We start from the raw sequence: 25,000 nt of genomic DNA on the forward strand, positions 1-25,000 counted from the left end.
ACATTCCACGCAAGTGCAAATAAAGCGGGCACATTAGCTCAGAAGTTGAGGGGAGAGGACGAAGCAGCGGGGGGCGGGATGCAAAACAGGAATGTTCCTACAACAAAAACGGCTAAGGCTCACGCATTACGAAGGCTTTGCGGGCATTCATGCCGGCACTTCAGATTGTGTGAGGGGCAATCTCCATGCCTGATACTGTCTGACCCATTTCCGGTAAGTTATCTTAAAACGGAATGTTTAATTTCCTACATTGATGAAGGCCATGAGCTCGTCCTGGTTCAGCGGTTTCGATAAGTAACCAAGCATCGGCAGGTTACGCTGAAGGGCCTGCTTGCTCAGATTCTCCAGTTCGATCACGGGTAAACCACTGAGTAAAATGGCAGCCGCTATAAAACACCGGCGGCTGGCTATTTCTATCAACTCCAGTCCAGGCAGGTCGGGCAGGCATTGATCGCACAGCATGAGGTCGAAGGGGGCTGCGCACTGCGTCATTAGTTGGATCGCTTGCCCTGCGTTTTCAGCCAGCGTCAATTGGTCGAAACCAAAGTTGTTGAGCAGGCACTGGGTGGCGAGGAGCTGAAAGGGGTGATCCTCCACCACCAGGAGACGAAGGTTGGACTTGAGCATAGGTAGGGCACACGGTGAGTCAGATGGCGATTGGGCGAGACGTAAAAACGTGCGCGATTGTTCATCGGATGCTTGTACGAATTCGATCAGGCCGCTCTGTTCCCTTTGTAGGTCGCTTCCTTTCAGGGAGCAGGCGGATGATCAACCGCTATTGAGGGCTCGAGCGTCCGGTCATTTCCCGCGCCATTTCGGTGGCATAGCTGTCGGTCATGCCGGCGATGAAGTCGATCATGCGCAGAAACGATGCGTGCAGCGGCCATTCGGGGTTCGGCGCGTTGTTGCCCAGCAGATCGAGAATGCGTCGGTTCTTGAATGATGGCGTGCGTCCGCCATGCTGCTCCAGTGCCGCGCCGCAGAATGCGTTCAAGAGAATTTCCAGGGTGGTGTAGGCGCCGATCTCATGCAGGGTCTTGCGCTTGTCCTGGAAGATTTTTTTGCGCGCCATGTCCTTGGCATCCAACACACAACGCTTGGCCGGACCGTGCATATGTTCAACCAGATCGCCGGGCAGTGTGCCGGCGAGCAAGGCGTCCTGTTGCTCGACGAAGGCGCTCGCTGCCGCGTTGGTCAAATGTTCGATGGCCTTGCCACGCAGGATCGCCAGCTTGCGCCTGCGGGAATCCTGGGCGCCGAGTTGGCGATAGGTCTGGGGCAGGTCGTCACCCACCAGATTGAGCAGCAGCGACTCGACCTCGGCGTACTCCAGCAACTCCATTTCCAGGCCGTCTTCCAGGTCGATCAAGGCGTAGCAGATGTCATCCGCCGCCTCCATCAGGTACACCAGCGGGTGCCGGGCCCAACGCTGTTCTTCAAGTTGCGGCAGGCCGAGTTTGTGGGCGATCTGCTCGAGGATTGGCAGCTCACTCTGGTAGCAGCCGAACTTGTGCTTTTTGTAACCCAGGGAGTCCGCATGCCGGGCGGTCCATGGGTATTTCAGGTAAGTGCCCAGGGTCGCGTAAGTCAACCGTGTGCCGCCGTCGAACTGGTGATACTCAAGCTGGGTGAGCACTCGGAAGCCTTGGGCGTTGCCTTCGAAGTTGAGGAAGTCATTGCGCTCGGCGCTGCTCATGTCATCCAGCCAGCCGCGTCCCGCGGCTTGTTGAAACCAGTGGCGGATGGCGTCTTCGCCGGAGTGTCCGAACGGTGGGTTGCCGATGTCATGGGCCAGGCAGGCCGACTGCACCACCATGCCCAGGTCGCTCGGGTCGCACCAGTCGGGCAGGGCGCTGCGCAGGGTTTCGCCGACGCGCATGCCGAGGGAGCGACCCACGCAGCTCACTTCCAGGGAATGGGTCAGGCGCGTGTGAATATGGTCGTTGCTGGAGACCGGGTGCACTTGGGTCTTGCGGCCCAGGCGACGAAACGCGCCGGAGAAGATAATACGGTCATGGTCTTTGTGAAACGGGCTACGCCCCAGTTCTTCCGGGCTGTGCAGCGGTTTACCAAGACGTTCGCGAGTCAGCAGGGTGGGCCAATCCAAGGCGGGTACTCTCCGTGCGGTGAATGACCCTCCCAGCTTCCCGGTTCAGCGCGGCCTGGGCAAGCGAAAATCTACAACCCGGCCGCGTTGATATCGATTAACAGTAAGCGCTGACCGTTATCGAAGAATTGTCCGGCGGTGAGGCAATACTGGTTGGTGGTGGCGTCGCGGTAGGTCGAGGACAGGGTCAGGCGGCGCTCTTCCCAGCCTTCGGCCAGCAGGTGGTAGAAGTACGGGCGCCATGACCAGTTGTGGCCCAGGTAACGGCTGTCGGATTGCCACGCGTCCTGGCGCCACTCGAAGTTCGGTGTGAGTTGGGTGCCGTGCCGGTCGCACTGGTAGAAGCGCAGCAGCCAGGGAAACGCCGGCAGTCGCGGCAGTTGGTTCAGCGGCGCCTGCCCCTGGGCCCAGGTCTGCAGGATCTTCATCAGTTCGGCCAATTGCTGGCGCAGTTGCATGACGCGCCCGCGTTCCGCCAGCTTCTGCTGGACATAGGCCGTGCGCAACTGGGCGAAACGCGGCACGAAGGCGTCGGCGGCGAACCAGTCCAACTGCGCCTGGGCAAACAGATAGCCCTGCACATAGCGCGAACCGCACTCCAGAGCGAAGCTCAATTGCGCCTCGGTTTCCACGCCTTCGGCAATGATCCAGCAGCCGGTCTTCTCGGCCATCTGCGCCAGGGCTCGCACCACTTCGCTGCTCGGCCCACCACGGGCGGCGTCCTGGAACAGGCGCATGTCCAGCTTGAGGATATCCGGCTGCAACGCCAGCACCCGGTCGAGCTGGGAATAGCCGGCGCCAAAGTCGTCGATGGCGATGCGCGCACCGGCTTCGCGATAGCGCTCCACCACGTCTGCCAGGCGCCGGATGTCGCCACCCAGTTCGGTGATCTCGAACACGATGCGCTGCGGGTCGACGCCATGGAGGTGGATCTGTTTCAGGCTTGGCAGGGCTTGGCCTGGACGCAGCCGATTGATCCAACGCGGCGAGATGTTCAGGCTCAGGAACCAGTCTTCGGGCGCTTCGTGCAAGCGGCTCAGCGCATTGTCGCGAATCTGCCGGTCGAGCCGGCGCAAGGTTACGCCCGGCGTGCGCGGGTCAGCGAACAGCGGGCCCACGGATTGCAGGCGGCCGTCAGCCTGGCGCAGACGGCCCAGGGCCTCGACGCCGGCAATGCGGCCGGTGGCGGTGTCGATAAACGGCTGGAAGCAGGCGAGCGGTTGCCCGTCGATCACGGGGCCTCCTTAAGAACCTTGGCGAAAAAAGGCCCGGCCCTCGAAAACGAGGGCCGGGCCGATTCTGTTAGCAAGAATGCAGCCAGCCAGGGTCAACTTTTACGCGAAGAGCCCTGCATGGCCAGTTTGATCAGTGGGATCAAGCCGGCGCCGAGGCGCACCAGGCGCGTCAGGCTGCTGATACCGCCGCCCTTGGCGCCTTTGCCGGTAAAGAAACCCATCAGCGTCACCGCGGCCACGCCCCACAGCGGCGCGTGCTTGATGCCCAGGCTGTCCTGCCAGTTGCTGCCCATATTGCGCACCTTGTTCAGCGGCAGCATGAGTTGCTGGGACTCGTGGCGGATCTCCTGACGGTGCATTTCCATGCGCAGGCGGATTAACGCCTTGCGCATTTCCCGGCGGGAAGTGGTTTGCGGGATTTCAGTGATGCTCATGGCAGCAGGCGCTCCCGGTCATTGGCCAGCTCTTCGAGGGTGGCGTGGAACGGCGTGGACTCATCGAACACCGCCGCCTTCAAGCGCACCCCGCAGAACGCGGCGGCCAAGCTGTAGAACACGCAGAGGCAAATGATTCCGGTCAGTCGGTAGCCGGTGTCCCAAACCAGGATCATCACCAGGGTCGACAACCCCACCAGCAACAGCAACGCAAACACCAGCGCCAGGCCGGCAAACAGCAGCAGGCTGACAGTGCGGGCCTTTTGTTCCTGCAATTCGATACCAAACAATTCGACGTGGCTGTGCAGCAAGCCCAGCACGGCCGCGCCCAGACGTCTTGAGGTGGTGCCCGTGGACGAGCCCGTTTCGCCGATAGACATGATTAGCGCCTTGTGGCCAGCAGGCCGATCAGAAAGCCCACGCCGGCAGCAATGCCCACCGACTGCCAAGGGTTGGCTTGCACATAATCTTCGGTGGCAGTGACCGCCGCCTGACCGCGTTCGCGCAGGGAATCTTCGGTTTGCTTAAGGGTTTCGCGGGCCTGCAACAACGTGTCGTGAATTTTCGCTCGCAGCTCGTCAGCCTGGTCGCCCGCCAGAACCTTGGTGTCGTCCAGCAACCTTTCGGTGTCAGTCACCAGGGTTTGAAAATCCGCCATCAGTATTTCTTGAGCAGTCTTTGCAGTTCTTCTGGCCATGGTTATCTCCGTGATTGGCTGATCTGTACGTTTCGAGTCACCGGCTTCGGTGAAGGTTCAGTGCAATTGTCTGGTACAGCTTTTGCTTTGCCTTGGTGCGCAGCCCCGAAGGCTTGCGCTGAATCTGGGCGGTCAGGCAGGAAGCCTTGAAAAACCTTACCCTAAATAACTGAAATTCGCGGAAAAACCCTGTCGGCAACGGCCTGTTGTGTTGATCGCTGCGCTAAAGCGGTTCACGCCCTCTGAAGAGGGGTGGGACCGGCGGTGCCAATTTAGTGCGCGCAACCTGCGCTTGAACCGCTTTGGTGCTTTTTGCCTTTATCGCAGGCCTGCCAATCTCCATGGAAAATGTGCAAAGTGCAGTGGACACCCTCGTCCATAGTTCCAATACCCTGTTTATCCTGATCGGCGCGGTCATGGTCCTGGCCATGCACGCCGGCTTCGCGTTCCTCGAAGTCGGTACGGTGCGCCAGAAGAACCAGGTCAACGCCTTGTCGAAGATCCTCAGCGACTTCGCCATTTCCACCCTGGCCTATTTCTTTATAGGCTATTGGATCTCCTATGGCGTGAGCTTCATGCAACCGGCGGCGGTGATCAGCGCCGATCACGGCTATGGCCTGGTGAAGTTTTTCTTTCTGCTGACCTTTGCGGCGGCAATCCCGGCGATCATTTCCGGGGGCATTGCCGAGCGTGCAAGGTTTGCTCCACAGCTTTGCGCAACGGCGTTGATCGTGGCATTTATCTACCCGTTTTTCGAAGGCATGGTGTGGAACGGCAATTTCGGCCTGCAGGCCTGGTTGCTCGCGACCTTTGGCGCCAGCTTTCATGATTTCGCGGGTTCCGTGGTGGTGCACGCCATGGGCGGCTGGCTGGCGTTGGCGGCGGTGTTGCTGCTGGGCCCTCGCAATGGGCGTTATCGCGAAGGGCGCCTGGTGGCGTTTGCACCGTCGAGCATTCCATTCCTGGCGTTGGGCTCGTGGATCCTGATTGTCGGCTGGTTCGGCTTCAACGTGATGAGCGCGCAGACATTGAACGGCGTCAGCGGTTTGGTGGCGGTCAACTCGCTGATGGCCATGGTCGGCGGCACAGTTGCGGCCCTGATCATCGGCCGCAACGACCCAGGCTTCCTGCACAACGGCCCGTTGGCCGGGTTGGTGGCGATTTGCGCCGGCTCCGACCTGATGCACCCGGTAGGCGCGCTGGTCACAGGTGCCATCGCCGGTGGCCTGTTTGTGTGGTTCTTTATTGCGGCCCAGGATCGCTGGAAGATCGACGATGTGCTGGGTGTGTGGCCCCTGCACGGTCTGTGCGGCGTGTGGGGCGGCATCGCCTGCGGCATCTTCGGCCAGACCGCGCTGGGTGGGTTGGGCGGTGTCAGCCTGGTCAGCCAGTTGATCGGCACAGCCCTCGGCGTGCTGGTGGCGCTGGCGGGCGGCCTGTTGGTATATGGCGTGATCAAGCGCGTCACCGGGCTGCGCTTGAGCCAGGAACAGGAGTATTACGGCGCGGACCTGTCGATCCACAAGATCGGCGCGGTCAGTCAGGATTGATCGGCTCGTCTGCCGGCCGATAAAAACCGTGCAGCAGGCGATAGCGGTTCTGCCGCACTTCATCGACCCGTGCCTGTACCTGTTGGTCCGGCAGGCCCAGCAGGATCAAGGCATGGGAGGCGAGCATCAGGCTCGACTCCAGTAACTCGGGCACCACTTCACTGGCGCCCGCGGCTTTCAGTTCTGCTAACTGGCTATCGTCGCGGGTGCGCACGAGGATCGGCACGTCGGCGTTGATCCGGCGCGCTTCCTTGAGTACCACCAGCGCCACATCGGTGTTATCCACGGCAATCACCACCAATCGCGCGCGCTCCAGGCCGACAGCACTGAGCAACGCGCCACGCCGACAATCGCCGTAATGCACGCTGCTGTCTTCAGTGGCGGCTTCCTGCACCCGTTCCGGGTCGTCATCCAGGGCGATGAAGGGCTGTTGTTCCTTGCGCAGAAAACGCCCGATGGATTGGCCGACGCGTCCATAGCCACAGATCACCGCGTGCCCGCGCAGCTCGGCGTTGAGCGCGGTGATTTCTTCCAACTGCACCTGCTGGTTGGGCTTGCGGTGCAGGCGCAGGGCGATGGCGGGGGCGGCGCGCAACCACAGCGGCGTGAGCAACATCGAGCAAAAGGTAGCCGCGAGCAGCAAACCGTTGAACTCATCCGGGATCAGCCGGCTCTGCTGCATCTGTGCCATCAACGCAAAGCAGAACTCGCCACCTTGGGCCAGGGCCAGGCCGCTGCGCCAGGCGGTTTCACTGTCGCTGCCGCGCAGTTTGACCAGCGCTGCGACCACACAGCCTTTGACCAGCATCAGCGTAAGCGTCAGCCCGAGGATCAGCAGGCTATGGCTGAAAAACAATTGCAGGTCAATCAGCATGCCGATGCTGACGAAAAACAACCCCAGCAGGATGTCGCGAAACGGCCGGATATCCGCCTCGATCTGGTGGCGGTAATGGCTTTCGCCCAGCAGCATGCCAGCCAGGAAGGCCCCGAGCGCAGGGGAGAGCCCCAGCAGGTGAGTGAGCCAGGCCGTCAGCAACACAATCACCAGTGCCAGCAGCACAAACAGTTCCGCCGAGTGCGACGCAGCGACTTCATGGAACAGGCGCGGCAATAACCAGCGGCTGGCCAACAGCAGGCCGACAAACAGCACCACGGTCTTGCCCAGTGTCAGGGGCAGCGCCCAATACCAGGCTTGCTCGCCAGTGCCAGCGAACACCGGCACCAAGGTCAGCAGCAATACCGCCACCACGTCCTGGAACAGCAACACACCAATCGCGTTCTGGCCATGGCTACTGAAGATTTCCCCAAGGCTGGTCAACTCCTTGCTGACGATGGCCGTGGACGACAACGCCAGCCCAGCCCCCAGCAACAAGGCAATACCCGGCGCCACCCCGAGGATCATCAGCAACAGCCCCAGCAGCACCCCGCAAGCCAGCACCTGCAAACTGCCCAGGCCAAACACCACACGGCGCAAGGCAAGCATCTTGGTCAGGGAAAACTCCAGGCCCAGGGAAAACAGCAGGAACACCACGCCCAGTTCGGCCAGGTCGGGCAGTTCTTCGCTGTCATTCACCCAATCCAGCGCGGTGGGCCCCACGGCCAGGCCAACGCACAGGTAGCCCAGCACGGGTGGCAATTGCAGGCGACGAAACAGCGCAATCACCACCAGGGATGAGGCCAGGATAATCAGCAGGTTGGCAAACACACGCATCTCCGTTGCAGGGGGGCAGGCAAAAAGCCGCGAGAATCGCTGAAACAGTTATAGGCCATGGTGATCTGGGTCAGGTCTTTTCCGGTCAATGGATTGTCTTGTAGGAGCGAGCTTGCTCGCGAAGGACGCCAACGATAACGCGGACTTTCTGATTGACCACGGTGCCAGTGGATTTTTCGCGAGCAAGCTCGCTCCTACAGGTGGCTTGGTTTGGCTTAGAATGGATGCCTATTTTCTGATCAGGTCCTTTTGTCATGCTTCCTGAATGCCAGTTGTTCGGCACCCTGGGTTGCCACCTGTGTGAGATTGCCGAAGCCGAAATCATGCCGCTCGTCGAACACGGGTTGCTGGTGGAATTGGTGGACATCACCGATCCCGAGGACCTGACCGAAGCCTACGGCCTGCGGATTCCGGTACTTCGCCGAATAGACACCGGGGCGGAACTGGATTGGCCATTCGACACACAACAGGTTGTTGCCTTCCTTCGTTAGGTTTATGCGATGGCAGGTTTCCAAATATTAAGTTACTGTATGTTTGTACAGCGATTGAATTGAGGGAACGCCCGTGGTGAATGTTGAACAGCTGAAAAGCAGCGTCAATCGCATGTCCGCCGACGTCGTGCGCGACGCGGTGAACGAGCTGCGCCTCGATGGCTTGGTCACGGAAGGCAAGACGCCGTTTAACAAAGTGCATTTCAATACCTGCTTTGCCGAGATCGAGGCGCTGTTCCAGCGCGCCGGTTACCACAAGCAGTTGGATGTGGTGGGTTACCAGGGCTTGTTGTACGCGTTGTACGATCCGGGCCGCTGGGAAGCAGTTGACGTGTTGCGTTGGCTCAAGGAATTCACCGAGGCCGCCAGTGCCTCGAAGATTCTGCGGGCAGAGTTGGCCAAGGCCTGAGATCCGCCCTAGGCTCAATCCCGCTCCATGCGGGATAATGCCCGCCGGTTTTGTCACAGGCTTCGAGCATTTCATGTCCACCTCCGGTTTTTCCGCGTCTCAGCACCAAGCCAGCACCTTGTATCTGCCGCCCGGCCCTTGGGTGACGGTGCTGGATTGTCTGTGCGAACACTTCCCGGCGATCAGCCGTGAACACTGGCTGGACCGGATCGCCCGAGGCCGGGTGCTGGATCTCAATGGCAGCCCGATCAGCCTGGACCTGGGTTACAAGGAAGGCCTGTGCATCTATTACTTCCGTGAAGTGCCAAACGAGAAAGTCATCCCGGTGCAGGAAACCATCCTGTATGCCGATGAGCATCTGGTGGTCGCCGACAAGCCGCACTTCCTGCCCGTGACTCCAGCCGGTGAATACGTCGAACAAACCCTGCTGCGCCGCCTGATTCGCCGACTGGATAATCCCTCACTGGTGCCCTTGCACCGCATCGATCGGCACACGGCGGGTCTGGTGCTGTTTTCGGCCAATCCGGCCAGTCGTTCCGCGTATCAGCAACTGTTTCCCACACGCCAGATCGATAAATTCTACGAAGCCATCGCCCCAGCGCTGCCGGACCTGGCCTTTCCCATGGTGCATAAAAGCCGACTGGTCGATGGTGAGCCGTTCTTTCGCATGCAGGAAGCTGATGGCGTCCCCAATACCGAAACGGCGATGGAGGTGCGCGAGAAAAACGGCGATCTGTGGCGCTACGGCCTGTTCCCGGTGACCGGTAAGAAGCACCAACTGCGTGTGCACATGACTGCCCTCGGCGCGAGTATCTGCAACGACCCGTTCTATCCGGACGTGATCAAGGACGTCGTAGACGACTACGCCAACCCCCTCAAACTGCTCGCCCAGGGGGTGCGGTTCATCGACCCGGTTACGGGTGAAGAACGCCGTTTGCGCAGCCAGATCATCCTCGACTGGTAACCCCCGGAAACGACAAGGCCCGCGCGAGGCGGGCCTTGATGGCAAACGCTAAGACTTACAGGTCTTTGACGGTGCGAACCTGGTCTTTGTTGATGCGGGTCTGCTTGCCGTCCAACTGTTCGAACTCGTAGAAGCCCGAGTCCTTGTCGAATTTAGGGGTGTCGACGGCCTGGATTTCGCGACCGTCATTCAGGGTGATCACTGTCGGCGAGGCGCAACCGGCGAGGGTGGCGAGGCCCAGTGCAAGCATGAGAGCGGCGATGGTCCGTTGAGTCATGAGTCTGTCTCCGAAAGAATACTTTTTAATAGCTGACCTTGTGACGCGTGCGGCGCCGACAAAGTTCCTTGTGCGAGGTTCATTCTGACACGCCCGACGGCGTCTGTAACAGCTCCGGCGTATTAAGGTTGGCCAGGCGCGGGTCATCTGCCGGGCACTCCAGGCCCACGCCGCCCAGTTGCAGGAAGAGCTTGCGCGGGCTGCGTTCACCGGCGTGCCAGGCGCTGTCCACTGCGTCGCGCAGGCCTGTCGGGACGATGCAGATCAACGGTTCCCAGAACTCACCATGACGCACCATCACCGGCAGCAGCGGGTTGCGTTGCGCGGTCTCGCGCAGCGCCTGGATCAGCCCTTCGTCGATATGCGGTACGTCGCACGGCACTATCAGCAGGTACGGATGACGGGCGGCGGCGAGTCCCGCACGGATACCGGCGAGCGGGCCGGGGAAGTCCGGGCTGTCGTCGGCTACCAACTGGTCGGCATAGGCGGCATAGCGCTGCGGGTTGCGGTTGCACGAGATGATCAGGTCATCCGTGAGCGGTCGCACAAGACGCTGCAAATGCGCGATCAAGGGCTGGCCGCGCCATTCCACCAGGCCTTTGTCCTGGCCGCCCATTCGCTGGCCGCGCCCACCGGACAGCAGCAAAACCGAACAGGGCAGTGGGGGCGAATCAATAGACATGGCAGTTCCGCAGCGGCAGCAAAAGGGGGGGCTGTGATATAACATCGGGCTGTTCCTTCGACAACCGGACCGTGCCATGAAAGCCAAGGCAGATGCGCCCTTCGTACCCCTGAATATTGCGGTATTGACCGTCAGCGACACCCGTACCCTTGAAACCGATACCTCCGGCCAGGTCTTCGTCGACCGCCTGGCGGCTGCCGGCCACAACCTGGCCGAGCGCGTGCTGCTCAAGGATGACCTCTACAAAATTCGCGCCCAGGTCGCCCACTGGATCGCCGAAGACGTGGTGCAAGTCGTGCTGATCACCGGCGGCACCGGCTTCACTGGCCGCGACAGTACCCCTGAGGCGGTAAGCTGCCTGCTGGACAAACAGGTCGATGGCTTTGGCGAACTGTTCCGCCAGATCTCCGTGGCCGACATCGGCACTTCGACTGTGCAGTCCCGCGCCCTGGCCGGTCTGGCCAATGGCACCCTGGTCTGCTGCCTGCCGGGCTCCACCAATGCGGTGCGCACCGGTTGGGATGGCATCCTTGCCGAGCAACTCGACAACCGTCACCGTCCGTGCAACTTCGTTCCGCACCTGAAACAGGCTGAGCCTTGTGAATCCCGTGGCTAAGCCCGGCAAGAGCGGCGCGTTGCTGCCGGTGGAAGACGCTTTGGCTCAACTCTTAGCGATGGCCGAAGCCGCGCCGATCCGTGAGCAGGAAACCCTGTTGCTGGCGGATTGCGATGGTCGTGTACTGGCGCAAGACCTGATCTCCACCCTCGACCTGCCGCCGTGGCCGAACAGCGCCATGGATGGTTATGCCGTACGGCTGGCGGATTGGACCGGCGAACCGCTGGTGGTCAGCCAGCGCATTTTCGCAGGCCAGGCGCCGCAACCCCTGGCCGCCGGTACCTGCGCCCGCATCTTCACCGGCGCCCCAGTACCGGAAGGGGCTGACTGCGTGGAAATGCAGGAAAACGCCGTGGTCCACGCCGACGAGCGCGTGAGCTTTACCGAGCCGCTGCACCTTGACCAGAACATCCGGCCCCAAGGCCAGGAAACCACCGTAGGCGAGTTGGTGTTGTCGGCTGGTACGCGCCTGGGCCCGATTGAACTCGGCCTGGCGGCGTCTCTCGGCCATGATCGCCTGGCGGTGATCCGTCGCCCACGCGTGGCGGTTCTGTCCACCGGCGATGAATTGATCGAACCGGGCCTGCCGCTCGGTCCGGGGCAGATCTATAACAGCAATCGGCGTGTGCTGTGCTCATGGCTTACGCGCATGGGCTGTGAAGTGATTGATGCCGGCATCCTGCCCGACGATCTGGAGCAAACCCGCGCGCGCCTGGGCGGTTTGGGCCGTGTCGACTTGATCCTGTCCACGGGCGGTGTGTCGGTGGGCGAGGCGGATTTCCTTGGGATCGCCCTGCGTGAAGAGGGTGAGTTGGCGTTGTGGAAACTGGCAATCAAACCCGGCAAGCCGCTGACCTTCGGCCACTTCCGTGGCGTGCCGGTGATCGGCCTGCCTGGCAACCCGGCGTCGACGCTGGTCACATTCGCGCTGCTGGCACGCCCTTATCTGCTGCGTCGCCAAGGTGTGCAAGACGTCGAGCCATTGCGCTTTGAAGTGCCGGTAGGGTTTACCTGGCCCAAGCCGGGCAACCGCCGCGAATACCTGCGCGGTCGCATCGAACACGGCAAAGCGATCATCTACCGCAATCAGAGCTCCGGCGTGCTGCGCAGTGCGGCGTGGGCGGAGGGGTTTGTGGAGGTGTTGGAAGGCACCACATTGGAAATGGGCGATACCGTCAATTTCATTCCCCTGAGCGAAGTAATGAACTAACCCTGTAGGAGCCGGCTTGCCGGCGATGGCGGTACATCAGGCAAGCATAGGTTGGCTGGAATACCATCATCGCTGGCAAGCCAGCTCCTACAAGGGGCTGTGTGTTCGGAAAAGGTCAGTAATCGTCCCCGCGTTCGGTCACGTCGCGCTCCACCGGCCCCGCATCCGGGTCATACCCCACCGGAAACTTGCCCTTCAGCGTCCACGCAAACGCAATGATTTCGGCAATCGTGCGGTACAACTCCTCTGGAATACTGTCACCCAGTTCCATCCGCGCCAGAAGCTTCACCAACTCGGCGTTTTCATAGATCGGCACTTCGTTTTCCCGCGCCAGCTTCAGGATGGCTTCGGCCAGGGCATCATCGCCCTTGGCGGTCAGGGTCGGTGCCTGCTGGCCGTCGTACTTGAGGGCAATCGCCTGGCGCGGTGGGTTGGCGTTTTTCATGCGGTTTCATCCACCCAGCGTTGCTCCAGTCCGGTTTTCGGCCCGCGTGGCGGGGTGCCGAGGTGGCAATCGAGATCGCCGACATTGATGCCGGAGCTCACCAGGCGTTCGCGCAAGCTGCCCAAGTGACTTTCGATCAAACTGGCGGTAAACGGGCGCGAGGCCCACAACTGACTGGACAGTTTGCCCTGGCTCAATTGCGCCTGGACCTGCAACGGCCCCAGCGGCTCCATGTCGAAGGCCAGTTCGACGCGCCAGAGCATCTGCTTGGCGTCCTTTTTCTCTTTGCGTTCGGGCTGATCCTTGTCCGGCGCCGGTTCTTCGCGCTGGAACTTGAGCTGCAATGGCACGATGTCTTGCAACGTGCGCATGGGAATTTCCAGCTGCCAGGTGGTTTGCAGGCGGCCGTCAGCGGTGGTGCCGGTCTGTTCCAGGCTCGACAACTGATGACTCTGCAAGCGCGAGATCGCTCCGGCGGCCAGGCGCAGCAGGTTTTCCAAGTCACCTTCGCCTTCCAGTTTCGCCATCAGTCGTTCGGGCAAGGGAAAGCCGGCAGGTATCTGGCGTGCGCTGACCTGGCCTAGGGTGTTCAAAGGGCTGCGCACGAAGTTGGGCAGCACCTGGGCCAGGGTATTGGCAGCGAGGATGGCAGTCATATTGGTGCTGGCGGGCAGGGCCGGCAGCAAGTCGGCGACCAGGCGCAGCAAGGCGCCTTTCATGTCCAGCGGTGGGACCTGCGGGTTTTGCCCGGCGAGCAGCCTAGCTTCCAGAAAGGCACCGCTGTTCTGGATAACTTGCGCCAGTACCTTGGGGTTACTGACCTGGGCCAGGTCGGGCAGGGCAGCGAGTAAACGCTCAGCGGCGCCGCGCAGTTCGGCCGAGGTGCTGTCGCCGCGTGGCAAATTTTGCAATGCAGTGAAGACTGCATCCAGCGAGCCCTGGCGGCTTTGCTGGGTCGACAGTTGCTGCGTGACCGCCAACTGATCCTTGAGCCCGCTCAGCGGCACAAAGCTCAAGGTCTGAGCGTTCTGTACCACGGCGCTGAGCAGGCTGCCGACGCGCAACGGCTGCGGACTTTCCACGGTCAGGGTCGCGCCAGTCAGTGCGCTGTTGAGCACGTTAACCAACGAGCGATAGATCGCCGGTTGCGCCGTGCCCTGAGGCAACATCTGGGTGGTCAGCACTTTGGCCTGCAACAGCGTGCCCACCGGCATCTGGTTCGTGTCGATGCGGGTGAGGGCGGCGACATTGGCGCTCAAGGCCTGTTGCAGGCTGAGGGTCAGGTTGCCGGTGGGCGTCTGGCTTACCGCCACATTGCTGCCCAACGGTAGCGGCTGCGGGCTGCTCGCCTGCACCAACGTCTGGCGACCGCCTTCAAGGGTCAACTTGAGCAGCAACTGAAAGGCTTCACCGCCTTGTTTCAGGGCGATGACCTCGGCGTTCGCGGTTTTCCCAGGGTCGATCAGGCCGACCTGAGGCTCCAGCAGTTTCAGCAACTCGCCAGCAGCAGGCGCCGGGCCGGGCCCGGCCGCCGGGGCGGGTGGAAGCGTAGGAAGGTTGATCTCACCGGTCATCGCGCGCGTCGTCTCTGGGGAAATTGCCCTCTTTAGAGTAGGGCATCACATGTATAATGCCGCCCGTCTGCAAAGAGAGCGGTAAAAACCTCACAACTATTTGATCCAGCTCTCTAAAATCGGTCGCCAAAGCCGTTATTGTGCATTTCTCTTTAACGGCCGCTGCACCGCCGACTTGAACCGTAAAGGCCCGCGATCTTTTGACCAGCCCTCTTCTTGAAGCCGTAGCGCTCTCCTGTGAACGCGACCTGCGCCTGCTGTTCGAGCACCTCGAACTGCGGCTGACGGGCGGTGACATGGTGCAGGTCAGCGGCCCCAACGGCAGCGGCAAGACCAGTTTGTTGCGCCTGCTGGCCGGGTTGATGCAGCCGACGGCTGGCGAAGTTCGGCTCAACGGCAAGCCCCTCAACGAACAACGTAGCGAACTGGCACGCAACCTGATCTGGATCGGCCACGCCGCCGGCATCAAGGATGTGCTCACCGCCGAAGAAAACCTCAGCTGGCTCAGCGCCTTGCACCATCCCGCGTCCCGCGATGCCATCTGGCAGGCGCTCGGCGCCGTCGGCCTCAAGGGTTTCGAGGATGTTCCCTGCCACACCCTGTCCGCCGGCCAGCAGCGCCGCGTGGCCCTGGCGCGTCTGTACCTGCCGGGCCCGCCGCTGTGGATTCTCGACGAACCGTTCACTGCCCTCGACAAACAAGGCGTGGCTCAGTTGGAAGAACACCTGGCCCAACATTGCGAGCAGGGCGGTCTGGTCATCCTCACGACCCACCACACCCTGACGCGCATGCCCGCCGGCTACCGTGATCTTGACCTGGGGCGGTGGTCGGCATGAGCGTATTCGCCCTGTTGGTCGCCCGTGAAGCGCGCTTGCTCTGCCGTCGCCCGGCGGAATTGGCCAACCCGCTGGTATTCTTCGCGATTGTCATCGCGCTGTTTCCGTTGGCAGTCGGCCCCGAGACTAAACTGTTGCAAACCTTGTCCCCAGGACTGGTGTGGGTGGCGGCGCTTTTATCGGTCCTGCTCTCGCTGGACGGGCTGTTTCGTAGTGATTTCGAAGACGGTTCCCTGGAACAGTGGGTCCTTTCGTCGCACCCCCTGCCACTTCTGGTACTGGCCAAGGTACTGGCACACTGGGCTTTTTCCGGCTTGGCGCTAGTCTTGCTCTCGCCGCTGCTGGCGATGATGCTGGGCTTGCCCGTCGAATGCCTGCCGGTGTTGCTCCTGTCCTTGTTGCTCGGTACGCCGGTGCTCAGCCTGTTGGGGGCGGTGGGCGCAGCGTTGACCGTGGGTTTGAAGCGGGGCGGCCTGTTGCTGGCCCTGTTGATTCTGCCTTTGTATATCCCGGTGTTGATCCTGGGCAGCGGTGCTTTGCAGGCCGCGCTCATGGGCATGCCGGCGACCGGTTACCTCTTGTGGCTTGGTAGCCTGACCGCCCTGGCGGTAACCCTGACACCCTTTGCTATAGCGGCCGGCCTGAAGATCAGCGTCGGCGAATAATGAGGTCTGGTTAAGCGTTGTCTTAACCAGTAAAGACCCTAAGCTTTTCGCAACGACGAAAAGCTACCGTGATGGAAACAGCAATGAACTGGACCTGGTTTCACAAGCTCGGCTCGCCCAAATGGTTCTATGGCATCAGCGGCAAGCTGCTGCCGTGGTTGAGCATCGCTGCCGTATTGCTGATCGGCATCGGCCTGGTCTGGGGCCTGGCCTTCGCGCCGCCGGACTACCAGCAAGGCAACAGCTTTCGCATCATCTATATCCACGTTCCCGCCGCGATGCTGGCCCAGTCCTGCTACGTGATGCTGGCGGTGTGCGGCATCGTCGGCCTGGTGTGGAAGATGAAGCTCGCGGACGTGGCCCTGCAATGCGCCGCGCCCATCGGCGCCTGGATGACCGCCGTCGCGCTGGTCACCGGCGCAATCTGGGGCAAGCCCACCTGGGGTTCGTGGTGGGTGTGGGATGCGCGATTAACCTCCATGTTGATCCTGCTGTTCCTGTACTTCGGTCTGATTGCCCTGGGCAACGCGATCAGCAATCGTGACAGTGCCGCCAAGGCCTGTGCGGTGCTGGCGATTGTCGGCGTGATCAACATCCCGATCATCAAATACTCGGTGGAGTGGTGGAACACCCTGCACCAGGGCGCCACCTTCACCCTCACCGAAAAACCGGCAATGCCCGTGGAAATGTGGGCGCCGCTGCTGCTGATGGTGCTGGGGTTCTACTGCTTCTTCGGCGCTGTGCTGCTGATGCGCATGCGCCTTGAAGTGCTCAAGCGTGAATCGCGCGCCAGCTGGGTCAAGGCCGAAGTGCAAAACAGCCTGGGAGCACGCGCATGAGTTTTGCGTCTTTCAGCGAGTTTCTCGCCATGGGCCATCACGGGCTGTACGTCTGGACGGCCTATGGCATCTGCCTGGCGGTGCTGGCCCTCAACGTCGCCGCGCCGATCCTGGCCCGCAAGCGTTACCTGCAACAAGAGGCGCGTCGTCTGCGCCGGGAGACCGAAAAGTGAATCCGCTGCGTAGAAAGCGTTTGTTGATCATCCTTGCCATCCTGGCCGGCGTCGGCATTGCCGTGGCCCTGGCCTTGAGTGCCCTGCAGCAGAACATCAACCTGTTCTACACCCCGACCCAGATTGCCAATGGCGAAGCCCCTGTGGATACGCGGATTCGCGCCGGCGGCATGGTGGAGCAGGGCTCGCTGAAGCGTTCCGGTGATTCCCTCGACGTGACCTTCGTGGTCACCGATTTCAACAAAGCCGTGACCATCACTTACCGCGGCATCCTCCCGGACCTGTTCCGCGAAGGCCAGGGCATCATCGCCCTGGGCAAGCTCAACGCCGATGGCGTGGTGGTGGCCGACGAAGTGCTGGCCAAGCACGATGAAAAATACATGCCGCCTGAGGTGACCAAAGCCCTCAAAGACAGCGGCCAGTCCGCCCCCACCCCCGCCAAGGAGGGTTGAGTCATGAACGCCGCTTTGTTTATTCCCGAACTCGGCCAACTGGCGATGATCCTCGCCCTGTGCTTTGCCGTCGTCCAGGCCGTGGTGCCGCTGCTCGGCGCCTGGCGCGGCGACCGCCTGTGGATGAGCCTGGCGCAGCCGGCCGCCTGGGGCCAATTTGCGTTCCTGCTGTTCGCCTTTGGCTGCCTGACCTACGCCTTCATGACCGACGACTTTTCCGTCGCCTACGTCGCCAATAACTCCAATACCGCTTTGCCCTGGTACTACAAGTTCAGCGCCGTGTGGGGCGCCCACGAAGGTTCGCTGCTGCTGTGGGCGTTGATTCTCGGCGGCTGGACCTTTGCCGTGTCGGTGTTCTCGCGCCAACTGCCGCAAGTCATGCTGGCGCGGGTGTTGGCGGTGATGGGCATGATCAGCATCGGCTTCCTGCTGTTCCTGATCATGACCTCCAACCCGTTCAGCCGCATCCTGCCGCAGATTCCTACAAACGGGCATGACCTCAACCCGCTGCTGCAAGACATCGGCCTGATCGTGCACCCGCCGATGCTCTACATGGGTTACGTGGGTTTCTCGGTGGCCTTTGCCTTTGCCATCGCCGCCTTACTCGGCGGGCGCCTCGATGCGGCTTGGGCCCGCTGGTCGCGGCCGTGGACCATCGTGGCCTGGGCTTTCCTAGGGATTGGTATCACCTTGGGCTCCTGGTGGGCCTACTACGAACTTGGCTGGGGCGGCTGGTGGTTCTGGGACCCGGTGGAAAACGCCTCGTTCATGCCTTGGCTGGTCGGCACGGCGCTGATTCACTCGCTGGCCGTCACCGAAAAACGCGGCGTGTTCAAAAGCTGGACCGTGTTGCTGGCCATTGCGGCATTTTCCCTCAGCCTGCTTGGCACTTTCCTGGTGCGTTCGGGCGTGTTGACGTCGGTGCATGCGTTTGCCTCCGACCCGGAACGTGGCGTGTTCATCCTGATCTTCCTGCTGTTTGTAGTCGGCGGCTCCCTGACGCTGTTTGCACTGCGCGCGCCGGTGGTCAAGAGCCAGGTCGGCTTCAACCTGTGGTCGCGGGAAACCCTGTTGCTGGGCAATAACCTGGTGCTGGTGGTGGCCGCGTCGATGATCCTGCTCGGCACGCTGTACCCGTTGGTACTGGATGCCCTCAGCGGCGCCAAGCTATCCGTCGGCCCACCGTACTTCAACGCGTTGTTCATCCCGTTGATGGGCTTGTTGATGGTGGTAATGGCGGTGGGCGTGCTGGTGCGCTGGAAAGACACCCCGGTGAAATGGCTGGTGGGTATGCTGATGCCGGTGCTGCTCGGCAGCGTGGCCTTGGCGGTGATCGCCGGGTTTGCCTATGGCGACTTCAACTGGGCCGTACTCGCGACCTTCCTGCTTGCCGCCTGGGTATTGCTGGCCGGCGTGCGCGATATCTTCGACAAGACCCGTCACAAAGGCTTGATCAAGGGCCTGCCAAGCCTGACCCGCAGCTATTGGGGCATGCAGATCGCCCACATCGGCATCGCCGTGTGCGCCCTGGGCGTGGTGTTGTCCAGCCAGAACAGCGCCGAGCGCGACCTGCGCCTGGCGCCGGGTGAGTCCATGGACCTGGCCGGTTACCACTTTATTTTCGAAGGCGCCAAGCACTTCGAGGGGCCGAACTTCACATCAGACAAAGGCACCGTTCGTGTCGTCCGCAACGGCAAGGAAATCGCCGTGCTGCACCCGGAAAAACGCCTGTACACCGTGCAGAGTTCGATGATGACCGAAGCCGGCATCGACGCCGGTTTCACCCGCGACCTGTATGTGGCGCTGGGCGAACCCTTGGGCGACGGCGCCTGGGCCGTGCGCGTGCACGTCAAACCGTTTGTACGCTGGATCTGGTTCGGCGGCTTGCTCACCGGTTTCGGTGGTTTGCTGGCCGCGCTGGACCGGCGTTATCGGGTCAAGGTCAAGAGCCGGGTGCGTGAAGCACTGGGCCAGGGAGCGGCGGCATGAAGCGTTGGTTGATGGTTGTGCCGCTGGCGATGTTTCTGGTGGTCGCGGTGTTCTTGTATCGCGGGTTGTATCTGGACCCGGCCGAACTACCTTCGGCGATGATCGGCAAGCCGTTCCCGGCGTTCTCGCTGCCGACCGTGCAGGGCGACAAAACCCTGACCCAGGCCGACCTGCTGGGCAAACCGGCGCTGGTCAACGTGTGGGGCACCTGGTGCATCTCCTGTCGCGTTGAACACCCGGTGCTGAACAAGCTGGCCGAGAAGGGCGTGGTGATCTACGGCATCAACTACAAGGACGACAACGCGGCGGCCTTGAAGTGGCTGGCCGAGTTCCACAACCCGTACCAGCTGGATATCCGCGATGAAGACGGCAACCTCGGCCTGAACCTCGGCGTGTACGGCGCCCCGGAAACCTTCTTCATCGACGCCAAGGGCGTGATCCGCGACAAGTACGTCGGCGTGATCGACGAAGTGGTGTGGCGCGAGCAACTGGCTGCCAAGTACCAGGCGCTGGTCGATGAGGCCAAGCCATGAAGCGTCTGTTAGCCGCTGCGGTGCTGGCGCTTGGACTCGTCGGCGTGGCCCATGCCGCCATCGACACCTACGAATTCGCCAAGGACGGTGACCGCGAGCGTTTCCGCGAACTGACCAAGGAACTGCGCTGCCCCAAGTGCCAGAACCAGGACATCGCTGACTCCAACGCGCCCATCGCTGCCGACCTGCGCAAAGAGATTTTCCGCATGCTGGGGGAGGGCAAGGACAACCAGCAGATCATCGACTTCATGGTCGACCGCTACGGTGATTTCGTGCGCTACAAACCGGCACTCACCGGCAAGACCGCGCTGCTCTGGTTCGGCCCTGCCGGGCTGTTGCTGGCCGGCGTCGTCGTCATGGCCGTGATCGTGCGCCGCCGTCGCGCCGCGCCGACTGATGGTTCCGACGCGCTGTCCTTAGATGAGCGTAAACGCCTCGACCAATTGCTGGACACCAAGACTGATGATTGATTTCTGGCTCGCAGCCGGCTTGCTGCTTCTGATTGCCCTGAGTTTCCTGTTGATCCCTGTACTGCGTGGCCGCCGCGCCCAGCGTGAAGAGGACCGCACCGCGCTGAACGTGGCGCTCTACCAGGAACGTGTGGCCGAGCTGCAAGTGCAGCAGGATGAAGGCGTGCTCAATTCCGCTCAACTCGACACCGGCCGCGCCGAAGCCGCCCGCGAATTACTGGCCGACACCGAAGGCGTGGAAAAACCGCGCGAATCGCGTTTGGGCAAGCCGTTTCCATTCTTGGCGGCGTTTCTGGTGCCTGTCCTGGGCGTTGCGCTGTACCTGCATTACGGGGCGAGCGACAAGGTCGAACTGACCCGCGAGTTTTCCCAGCCGCCGGTGTCCATGGAAGACATGACCCAGCGCCTGGAACGCGCCGCCGCCGCCCAGCCGGACTCGGCGGAAGGCCTGTACTTCCTCGGTCGTGCCTACATGGCCCAGGACCGTTCCGCCGATGCGGCCAAGGTCTTCGAACGCACCGTGGCCCTGGCCGGGCGCCAGCCGGAACTGCTCGGCCAGTGGGCCCAGGCGCAGTACTTTGCCGACAACAAACAATGGTCGCCCAAGGTTCAGGCGCTGACCGACGAAGCCTTGAAGCTCGATCCGAAGGAAGTCACCAGCCTGGGTCTGCTCGGTATCGCGGCGTTTGAAGGCCAGCGTTATCAGGAGGCGATTGACTACTGGAACCGGCTGTTGGCGCAACTGCCACCGGAAGACAATTCCCGTGCAGCCCTGCAAGGGGGCATTGATCGCGCTGCTGAGAAGCTGAAAGAAAGCGGCGGCACTGTCGTCCCTCAAAAAGCCGCGATGAAGATTCGGGTAGATCTGAGCGCCGACGTGAAGGCCAAAGCCCTGCCCACTGACAGCGTTTTCGTCTTTGCTCGTGCGGTCTCCGGCCCACCGGCGCCATTGGCGGCCAAACGCGTCACCGTCGCCGAACTGCCGATCACCGTCGAACTGGGCGATGCCGACGCAATGATGCCGCAGTTGAAACTGTCGAACTTCCCCGAAGTCCAACTGGTTGCGCGCATATCCCGAGCCGGTGTTCCGACTGCTGGCGAATGGATCGGCCGCAGCCAACCCTTGGCCAGCAGCACCACTGCCGTGCAGCAGCTGACCATCGACAGTCCGGACAAGTAAATCGAGGAAACGCCTATGACCGCATTTGCACGCATCACCTTGCTCAGCTTGGTACTCGGCCTGAGCGCTTGTGCGGTCCACCGGCCACCTCCCGCGCCCACCGGCCCGACTATCCCACCGTCAGGCCCGTCGACCCAGCCGAGCACCAAGCCCTCGGGCCCGGTGACTCCAGCACCGAAACCCGTGCCGACCAAATCGCCGACCTTCGCCCCACCACCGGGCGCGGCCAGCCACTGGGACGGCAAGATGCAGGTGTATGTGCTGGAAGAACAGCCCGACACCTTCTACCGCCAGCGCACGTATTACCGCTGGAGTAGCGGTTGGAGCCGCTCGATCAGCCCGAACGGGCCGTGGGAAGAGACCGACGTGCAAGGCGTGCCGCCGGGACTGAGCAAGCAATACGCACAATGACAAAAGGCGACCTTCGGGTCGCCTTTTTCATAACGATGAAATGCATTCGGCCAAACGCAGAAGGGCAAATGTGGGAGGGGCTGGCCCCCTCCCACAATGGTTAGTTGAGCTACACGCAGACAGACCGACCGCAGAATGGAAACCCGGTTGGGGCACGACTTCTTGCGTACTACTCGGTGGGCATCATGAATGACTGCCGAAGGTTCAGCCGCAGGGACAGTCTGGTTCCATTTGCCGGGATGGACGCCGAGGCGCGTTTGCCCTGAGTTGGCAGGCGAATGGCCCGTCCTACTGCGTTCCCGGGGAGATCGACGACTGGCTGGCGACCGGGGACGACCTGCTGGTCAACGGCTCCCGCACGTACCTGCCTGGACCACGGGCATTCACGTGCACCTGACGCTGCTCGACACCGGTGACGCGTTAGGGATGAGCGCCTGCAGCGCCGATCATGTCTCGGCTCTGCTGCACCTGAGCTGGAGGTGTGAGTGCTCGCTTGCTCCGTGCTGCTTCAGCTGCGAGCGCCGCGTAATGTCATAGAGGGTTGAGGTAGGCGAATTATCCAGGCACTGCAAATCCAAGGAGCGAGTACGTGTCTTGAAGAAGTCTTGCTCGCACCTTGTCATTAATCGTGTGGAACCTGTCAGTAACGTGTGCAGTGTCATAAGGAAAATAATCTTTTTAAACTGCACATAGGCTTGCATCCTGCGCAATACTTGAGGTTTTACGTGTGCATGATGTTACAGCTTGCAAGGTGTGTTTCTACATGTTGTGAGTTTGGCAGTGGGTGGGGTTTTTGTTTGTTGTCCTGTCCTTTTTGTTAGTTGAATGCAAGGGGCTGTGCGGTTGTTTTATATGCGGTTGATTTGTTTTTTTTTGTTAGTTTTGTTTCTTTCTCGTTGCTAAATTTTTACTGTGTTTCTTCTTGTTTTTTTTGCTTCTACTGTGTGTGGGAAGATAGTTGCGGCTGCCGGATTAAAGGGCAGTAGTTGTCGGCCGTGTTGTGGGGCGACGAAAATAAAATTAATTCAAAGGTTAAGTTATGAGTTCTTCTGTTGTGCCATCTTTTCCCTGCTTTGTGACGCTTCCCCTGTTCGATGGGTTAACTGATAAGCCCGACCACTCAGTTTCCAAGGGTGGCTTAAAAAAACCTAGTTTTACCACGGACCAGGCTGCAAAACACATCACCCGTGGTGGTTACAAGTTTCATGATCAGAACAATGATCAGAAAGTCGTGATCTCTTATCGCTTTGAGGGTGGGATGACGGCAGGGCAGAAAGAACGGTGCATATTGGCCTTGCAGGCATGGGGTGATCTCGCCAATGTGACGTTTCAGGAAAGTTCCGATAGCAGGGATGGGTCTATCACCATTAAAGATATTCCGGGATATGGTGGTGGCTGGGCAACACTGCCGAACAAACACTATATTCATGGGCAGGCAAACATTGGTACCGGGGGCGCAGAGAGTAATCCAACGTTGGGCACTTATTTTCCATTTGTCGCGATACATGAATTAGGCCATGCCCTCGGCCTTGAGCATCCCGGTAAATACAATGGCGGCGGCACTTACGATGGCGATGCTGAGTATGCCGAGGACACGCGAGCCCGCAGCGTGATGAGCTATTGGTCCGAACGTAATCAAGCGGGTCATGACTTCAACGGGTTGATGCCCGCTGCTCCGATGATGGATGACATTGCCGCGATCCAACGCCTTTATGGTGCGAATACAAAAATCCGAAATACCGATACGACGTATGGCTTCAACTCCAACAGCGAACGTGACTTTTATAGCCTGAAAGGGGCTGATGGCAAGCCGATCTTCTGTGTGTGGGATGGCGGCGGGGTGGACACTCTGGACTTTTCGGGCTTTACCCAGAAACAAGTCATCAACCTCAATGCTGAAGCGTTCTCCGATGTGGGCGGACTTAAAGGCAATGTCTCGATTGCCAAAGGTGTGACTGTTGAAAACGCGTTCGGTGGGGCAGGCGATGACACTTTGACCGGAAATCAGGCGAACAATCGCCTGAGGGGTGGTGGTGGGGTGGACACACTGCTGGGTGGTGGTGGCGCCGACACGTTTGTGTACGATCAGGCGAGCGACTCTACGCCCGAGGCTCCCGACGTGCTCGCGGATTTCACCACCGGCACCGACAAGATCGATCTTTCCGGCATGCTCGGAAAAGCCGGTATTAAAACCCTCAACTTTGGGGCACTGACTGGGCGTCCGGGGGACGCGGTGCTGACCTTTGACCACGCAAGCGGCGAGGGGAGTCTGGCCATTGACCTGTCTGGCAATGGCAAGGCTGATTTCCTGGTGAAAAGTAAAGGCCAGATCAAGCCTGGTGATGTGTTGGGAGATGGTGGTAAGCCTGATGACCCCAAGCCAAATCCGCGCAATGTGAATACTACCTACGGTTTCAACTCTACCAGTGGCCAGGCTGAGTCCACCCTCACTTCGTCAGCGGATAAACCTCGCTTCAAGGTCAAGGATGAGGGCGGTATTGATACGCTAGATTTTTCGGGGTTTGCGCAGGATCAGGTTATTGACCTGCACGCCGGGTCGTTTTCAGACGTTGGTGGGATGAAGGGCAATGTGTCGATCGACAGTTCGACGACCCTTGAAAATGCGGTGGGAGGGACGGGGAATGACCTGCTGATCGGTAACCGGGTCGATAATCGATTAAAAGGCGGCGGCGGTGCTGACAAGTTGTGGGGAGGCGGCGGTGCGGATACCTTCGTGTACGACAAGATCAGTGATTCCAACCCCGATGCTCCCGACCTGCTGATGGATTTTGAATCGGGTAGGGACAAGATCGATGTGTCCGGTTTGATGCGCGAGGCGGGGGGCAAAAAGCTGGATTTTGTGAGCACGTTTTCGGGGCGCGCAGGCCAAGCTGTCTTGAGTTTCGACAGTGAAATCGGCGTGGGTAGCATTGCCATTGACCTGACGGGGGACGGTAAAGCTGACTTGCTAGTGAAAACGCTAGGTCAGATTAAACCGAGTGATGTGGTAGAGCATGACGGGAACGACCCAGATCCGAAGCCGGATCCGA

Annotated in this window: 28 protein-coding genes and 1 pseudogene; 18 read left to right on the forward strand and 11 right to left on the reverse strand. The window is 60.7% G+C overall.

Annotation, left to right across the window (positions count from 1 at the left end):
- Window positions 1–237: 237 nt before the first annotated feature.
- From HX868_RS03385 to HX868_RS03410, 6 genes are all read right to left on the reverse strand, one after another.
- Complete coding sequence (locus tag HX868_RS03385) at window positions 238–627, reverse strand: response regulator (RefSeq protein WP_177001918.1); 390 nt, start codon at window positions 625–627, stop codon at window positions 238–240.
- A gap of 148 nt (window positions 628–775) precedes the next feature.
- Window positions 776–2,107: a deoxyguanosinetriphosphate triphosphohydrolase gene (locus HX868_RS03390; protein WP_016978472.1), complete on the reverse strand. Its 1,332-nt coding sequence runs from the start codon at window positions 2,105–2,107 to the stop codon at window positions 776–778.
- Window positions 2,108–2,178: 71 nt separating this feature from the next.
- Window positions 2,179–3,342, reverse strand: a complete 1,164-nt coding sequence (locus HX868_RS03395; protein WP_177001919.1) for an EAL domain-containing protein — start codon at window positions 3,340–3,342, stop codon at window positions 2,179–2,181.
- A gap of 92 nt (window positions 3,343–3,434) precedes the next feature.
- A complete protein-coding gene (locus HX868_RS03400; RefSeq protein ID WP_016978474.1) occupies window positions 3,435–3,776 on the reverse strand; it encodes a hypothetical protein in 342 nt (113 codons plus the stop codon).
- Entirely contained in the window at window positions 3,773–4,156 is a 384-nt protein-coding gene (locus HX868_RS03405) for a phage holin family protein (protein ID WP_012723020.1), read from the reverse strand. The genes HX868_RS03400 and HX868_RS03405 overlap by 4 nt, the downstream gene beginning before the upstream one ends.
- Window positions 4,157–4,158: 2 nt before the next feature.
- Window positions 4,159–4,473: an ElaB/YgaM/YqjD family protein gene (locus HX868_RS03410; protein ID WP_012723021.1), complete on the reverse strand. Its 315-nt coding sequence runs from the start codon at window positions 4,471–4,473 to the stop codon at window positions 4,159–4,161.
- Between the two features lie 341 nt (window positions 4,474–4,814).
- On the opposite strand from HX868_RS03410, the gene HX868_RS03415 reads away from it, so the two are divergent.
- Window positions 4,815–6,023, forward strand: coding sequence for an ammonium transporter (locus tag HX868_RS03415; RefSeq protein ID WP_177001920.1), 1,209 nt, complete (start codon window positions 4,815–4,817; stop codon window positions 6,021–6,023).
- Here the strand turns inward: HX868_RS03415 and HX868_RS03420 are convergent.
- Window positions 6,010–7,734: a cation:proton antiporter gene (locus HX868_RS03420; protein WP_177001921.1), complete on the reverse strand. Its 1,725-nt coding sequence runs from the start codon at window positions 7,732–7,734 to the stop codon at window positions 6,010–6,012. The two genes, HX868_RS03415 and HX868_RS03420, sit on opposite strands and share 14 nt — an antisense overlap.
- Before the next feature lie 254 nt (window positions 7,735–7,988).
- On the opposite strand from HX868_RS03420, the gene HX868_RS03425 reads away from it, so the two are divergent.
- The 3 genes from HX868_RS03425 to HX868_RS03435 all read left to right on the forward strand — a co-directional run bounded on the left by HX868_RS03425 (window position 7,989) and on the right by HX868_RS03435 (window position 9,598).
- Window positions 7,989–8,225, forward strand: a complete 237-nt coding sequence (locus HX868_RS03425) for a glutaredoxin family protein (RefSeq protein WP_016978477.1) — start codon at window positions 7,989–7,991, stop codon at window positions 8,223–8,225.
- 73 nt (window positions 8,226–8,298) lie between these two features.
- Complete coding sequence (locus HX868_RS03430) at window positions 8,299–8,634, forward strand: transcriptional regulator (RefSeq protein ID WP_177001922.1); 336 nt, start codon at window positions 8,299–8,301, stop codon at window positions 8,632–8,634.
- A gap of 73 nt (window positions 8,635–8,707) precedes the next feature.
- Window positions 8,708–9,598, forward strand: a complete 891-nt coding sequence (locus HX868_RS03435) for a pseudouridine synthase (protein ID WP_177001923.1) — start codon at window positions 8,708–8,710, stop codon at window positions 9,596–9,598.
- Between the two features lie 55 nt (window positions 9,599–9,653).
- Here HX868_RS03435 and HX868_RS03440 read toward each other — a convergent pair whose 3' ends face one another.
- The gene (locus HX868_RS03440; protein ID WP_016978480.1) at window positions 9,654–9,875 is read right to left on the reverse strand and encodes a YgdI/YgdR family lipoprotein; all 222 of its coding nucleotides are present in this window, start codon (window positions 9,873–9,875) and stop codon (window positions 9,654–9,656) included.
- 79 nt (window positions 9,876–9,954) lie between these two features.
- Window positions 9,955–10,557 (reverse strand): molybdenum cofactor guanylyltransferase MobA, encoded by a 603-nt coding sequence (gene mobA / locus HX868_RS03445; protein ID WP_177001924.1) that lies wholly within the window; start codon window positions 10,555–10,557, stop codon window positions 9,955–9,957.
- A 76-nt stretch (window positions 10,558–10,633) separates the two neighbouring features.
- Between mobA and moaB the strand changes: the two genes are divergently transcribed.
- Entirely contained in the window at window positions 10,634–11,173 is a 540-nt protein-coding gene (gene moaB, locus HX868_RS03450) for a molybdenum cofactor biosynthesis protein B (protein ID WP_016978482.1), read from the forward strand.
- Window positions 11,157–12,383 (forward strand): molybdopterin-binding protein, encoded by a 1,227-nt coding sequence (locus HX868_RS03455; protein ID WP_177001925.1) that lies wholly within the window; start codon window positions 11,157–11,159, stop codon window positions 12,381–12,383. Before moaB ends, HX868_RS03455 begins: the two co-directional genes overlap by 17 nt.
- Window positions 12,384–12,498: 115 nt before the next feature.
- Here HX868_RS03455 and HX868_RS03460 read toward each other — a convergent pair whose 3' ends face one another.
- Together HX868_RS03460 and fliK are read right to left on the reverse strand one after the other, a co-directional pair.
- Window positions 12,499–12,828, reverse strand: a complete 330-nt coding sequence (locus tag HX868_RS03460; protein WP_095015290.1) for an EscU/YscU/HrcU family type III secretion system export apparatus switch protein — start codon at window positions 12,826–12,828, stop codon at window positions 12,499–12,501.
- Window positions 12,825–14,402 carry a flagellar hook-length control protein FliK gene (gene fliK, locus HX868_RS03465; protein ID WP_177001926.1) on the reverse strand — a complete coding sequence of 526 codons (1,578 nt, stop codon included), beginning with the start codon at window positions 14,400–14,402 and terminating at the stop codon, window positions 12,825–12,827. Before fliK ends, HX868_RS03460 begins: the two co-directional genes overlap by 4 nt.
- 200 nt (window positions 14,403–14,602) lie before the next feature.
- Here fliK and ccmA point away from each other — a divergent pair, with 200 nt between their 5' ends.
- The 12 genes and pseudogenes from ccmA to HX868_RS03520 all read left to right on the forward strand — a co-directional run.
- Complete coding sequence (ccmA, locus tag HX868_RS03470) at window positions 14,603–15,238, forward strand: cytochrome c biogenesis heme-transporting ATPase CcmA (protein ID WP_177001927.1); 636 nt, start codon at window positions 14,603–14,605, stop codon at window positions 15,236–15,238.
- Window positions 15,235–15,903 (forward strand): heme exporter protein CcmB, encoded by a 669-nt coding sequence (gene ccmB, locus HX868_RS03475; RefSeq protein ID WP_003189951.1) that lies wholly within the window; start codon window positions 15,235–15,237, stop codon window positions 15,901–15,903. The genes ccmA and ccmB overlap by 4 nt, the downstream gene beginning before the upstream one ends.
- A gap of 83 nt (window positions 15,904–15,986) precedes the next feature.
- Complete coding sequence (locus HX868_RS03480) at window positions 15,987–16,742, forward strand: heme ABC transporter permease (protein ID WP_016978486.1); 756 nt, start codon at window positions 15,987–15,989, stop codon at window positions 16,740–16,742.
- Window positions 16,739–16,915 carry a heme exporter protein CcmD gene (gene ccmD, locus HX868_RS03485; RefSeq protein WP_061435869.1) on the forward strand — a complete coding sequence of 59 codons (177 nt, stop codon included), beginning with the start codon at window positions 16,739–16,741 and terminating at the stop codon, window positions 16,913–16,915. The genes HX868_RS03480 and ccmD overlap by 4 nt, the downstream gene beginning before the upstream one ends.
- The gene (gene ccmE, locus HX868_RS03490) at window positions 16,912–17,367 is read left to right on the forward strand and encodes a cytochrome c maturation protein CcmE (protein ID WP_177001928.1); all 456 of its coding nucleotides are present in this window, start codon (window positions 16,912–16,914) and stop codon (window positions 17,365–17,367) included. Before ccmD ends, ccmE begins: the two co-directional genes overlap by 4 nt.
- Window positions 17,368–17,370: 3 nt before the next feature.
- Window positions 17,371–19,356, forward strand: coding sequence for a heme lyase CcmF/NrfE family subunit (locus tag HX868_RS03495; protein ID WP_177001929.1), 1,986 nt, complete (start codon window positions 17,371–17,373; stop codon window positions 19,354–19,356).
- On the forward strand, window positions 19,353–19,889 hold the full coding sequence (locus HX868_RS03500; RefSeq protein WP_016978490.1) for a DsbE family thiol:disulfide interchange protein: 537 nt from the start codon (window positions 19,353–19,355) through the stop codon (window positions 19,887–19,889). Before HX868_RS03495 ends, HX868_RS03500 begins: the two co-directional genes overlap by 4 nt.
- The gene (locus tag HX868_RS03505) at window positions 19,886–20,359 is read left to right on the forward strand and encodes a cytochrome c-type biogenesis protein (RefSeq protein WP_028615687.1); all 474 of its coding nucleotides are present in this window, start codon (window positions 19,886–19,888) and stop codon (window positions 20,357–20,359) included. The genes HX868_RS03500 and HX868_RS03505 overlap by 4 nt, the downstream gene beginning before the upstream one ends.
- Window positions 20,352–21,539: a c-type cytochrome biogenesis protein CcmI gene (gene ccmI / locus HX868_RS03510; protein ID WP_177001930.1), complete on the forward strand. Its 1,188-nt coding sequence runs from the start codon at window positions 20,352–20,354 to the stop codon at window positions 21,537–21,539. The genes HX868_RS03505 and ccmI overlap by 8 nt, the downstream gene beginning before the upstream one ends.
- 15 nt (window positions 21,540–21,554) lie before the next feature.
- A complete protein-coding gene (locus HX868_RS03515) occupies window positions 21,555–21,950 on the forward strand; it encodes a hypothetical protein (protein WP_177001931.1) in 396 nt (131 codons plus the stop codon).
- A 250-nt stretch (window positions 21,951–22,200) separates the two neighbouring features.
- Window positions 22,201–22,329 (forward strand): annotated as a pseudogene (locus HX868_RS30640) (phosphonate metabolism protein/1,5-bisphosphokinase (PRPP-forming) PhnN); the annotation flags it as partial.
- 660 nt (window positions 22,330–22,989) lie between these two features.
- A partial coding sequence (locus HX868_RS03520) for a M10 family metallopeptidase C-terminal domain-containing protein (RefSeq protein WP_177001932.1) occupies window positions 22,990–25,000 on the forward strand: 2,011 nt, incomplete at its 3' end.

This window comes from Pseudomonas reactans (assembly GCF_013385825.1).
GTDB classification, from domain to species: Bacteria; Pseudomonadota; Gammaproteobacteria; order Pseudomonadales; family Pseudomonadaceae; genus Aquipseudomonas; species Aquipseudomonas reactans.

Bases quoted from the DNA above. Each gene is read 5' to 3' on its own strand.
- HX868_RS03495 (WP_177001929.1), top strand. From the start codon at position 17,371: ATGAACGCCGCTTTGTTTATTCCCGAACTCGGCCAACTGGCGATGATC.
- fliK (WP_177001926.1), bottom strand. From the start codon at position 14,402: ATGACCGGTGAGATCAACCTTCCTACGCTTCCACCCGCCCCGGCGGCC.
- HX868_RS03405 (WP_012723020.1), bottom strand. From the start codon at position 4,156: ATGTCTATCGGCGAAACGGGCTCGTCCACGGGCACCACCTCAAGACGT.
- HX868_RS03505 (WP_028615687.1), top strand. From the start codon at position 19,886: ATGAAGCGTCTGTTAGCCGCTGCGGTGCTGGCGCTTGGACTCGTCGGC.
- HX868_RS03460 (WP_095015290.1), bottom strand. From the start codon at position 12,828: ATGAAAAACGCCAACCCACCGCGCCAGGCGATTGCCCTCAAGTACGAC.
- HX868_RS03420 (WP_177001921.1), bottom strand. From the start codon at position 7,734: ATGCGTGTGTTTGCCAACCTGCTGATTATCCTGGCCTCATCCCTGGTG.
- HX868_RS03500 (WP_016978490.1), top strand. From the start codon at position 19,353: ATGAAGCGTTGGTTGATGGTTGTGCCGCTGGCGATGTTTCTGGTGGTC.
- ccmD (WP_061435869.1), top strand. From the start codon at position 16,739: ATGAGTTTTGCGTCTTTCAGCGAGTTTCTCGCCATGGGCCATCACGGG.
- HX868_RS03415 (WP_177001920.1), top strand. From the start codon at position 4,815: ATGGAAAATGTGCAAAGTGCAGTGGACACCCTCGTCCATAGTTCCAAT.
- HX868_RS03480 (WP_016978486.1), top strand. From the start codon at position 15,987: ATGAACTGGACCTGGTTTCACAAGCTCGGCTCGCCCAAATGGTTCTAT.
- HX868_RS03435 (WP_177001923.1), top strand. From the start codon at position 8,708: ATGTCCACCTCCGGTTTTTCCGCGTCTCAGCACCAAGCCAGCACCTTG.
- HX868_RS03425 (WP_016978477.1), top strand. From the start codon at position 7,989: ATGCTTCCTGAATGCCAGTTGTTCGGCACCCTGGGTTGCCACCTGTGT.
- HX868_RS03385 (WP_177001918.1), bottom strand. From the start codon at position 627: ATGCTCAAGTCCAACCTTCGTCTCCTGGTGGTGGAGGATCACCCCTTT.
- moaB (WP_016978482.1), top strand. From the start codon at position 10,634: ATGAAAGCCAAGGCAGATGCGCCCTTCGTACCCCTGAATATTGCGGTA.
- HX868_RS03440 (WP_016978480.1), bottom strand. From the start codon at position 9,875: ATGACTCAACGGACCATCGCCGCTCTCATGCTTGCACTGGGCCTCGCC.
- mobA (WP_177001924.1), bottom strand. From the start codon at position 10,557: ATGTCTATTGATTCGCCCCCACTGCCCTGTTCGGTTTTGCTGCTGTCC.
- HX868_RS03400 (WP_016978474.1), bottom strand. From the start codon at position 3,776: ATGAGCATCACTGAAATCCCGCAAACCACTTCCCGCCGGGAAATGCGC.
- ccmI (WP_177001930.1), top strand. From the start codon at position 20,352: ATGATTGATTTCTGGCTCGCAGCCGGCTTGCTGCTTCTGATTGCCCTG.
- HX868_RS03410 (WP_012723021.1), bottom strand. From the start codon at position 4,473: ATGGCCAGAAGAACTGCAAAGACTGCTCAAGAAATACTGATGGCGGAT.
- ccmB (WP_003189951.1), top strand. From the start codon at position 15,235: ATGAGCGTATTCGCCCTGTTGGTCGCCCGTGAAGCGCGCTTGCTCTGC.
- HX868_RS03515 (WP_177001931.1), top strand. From the start codon at position 21,555: ATGACCGCATTTGCACGCATCACCTTGCTCAGCTTGGTACTCGGCCTG.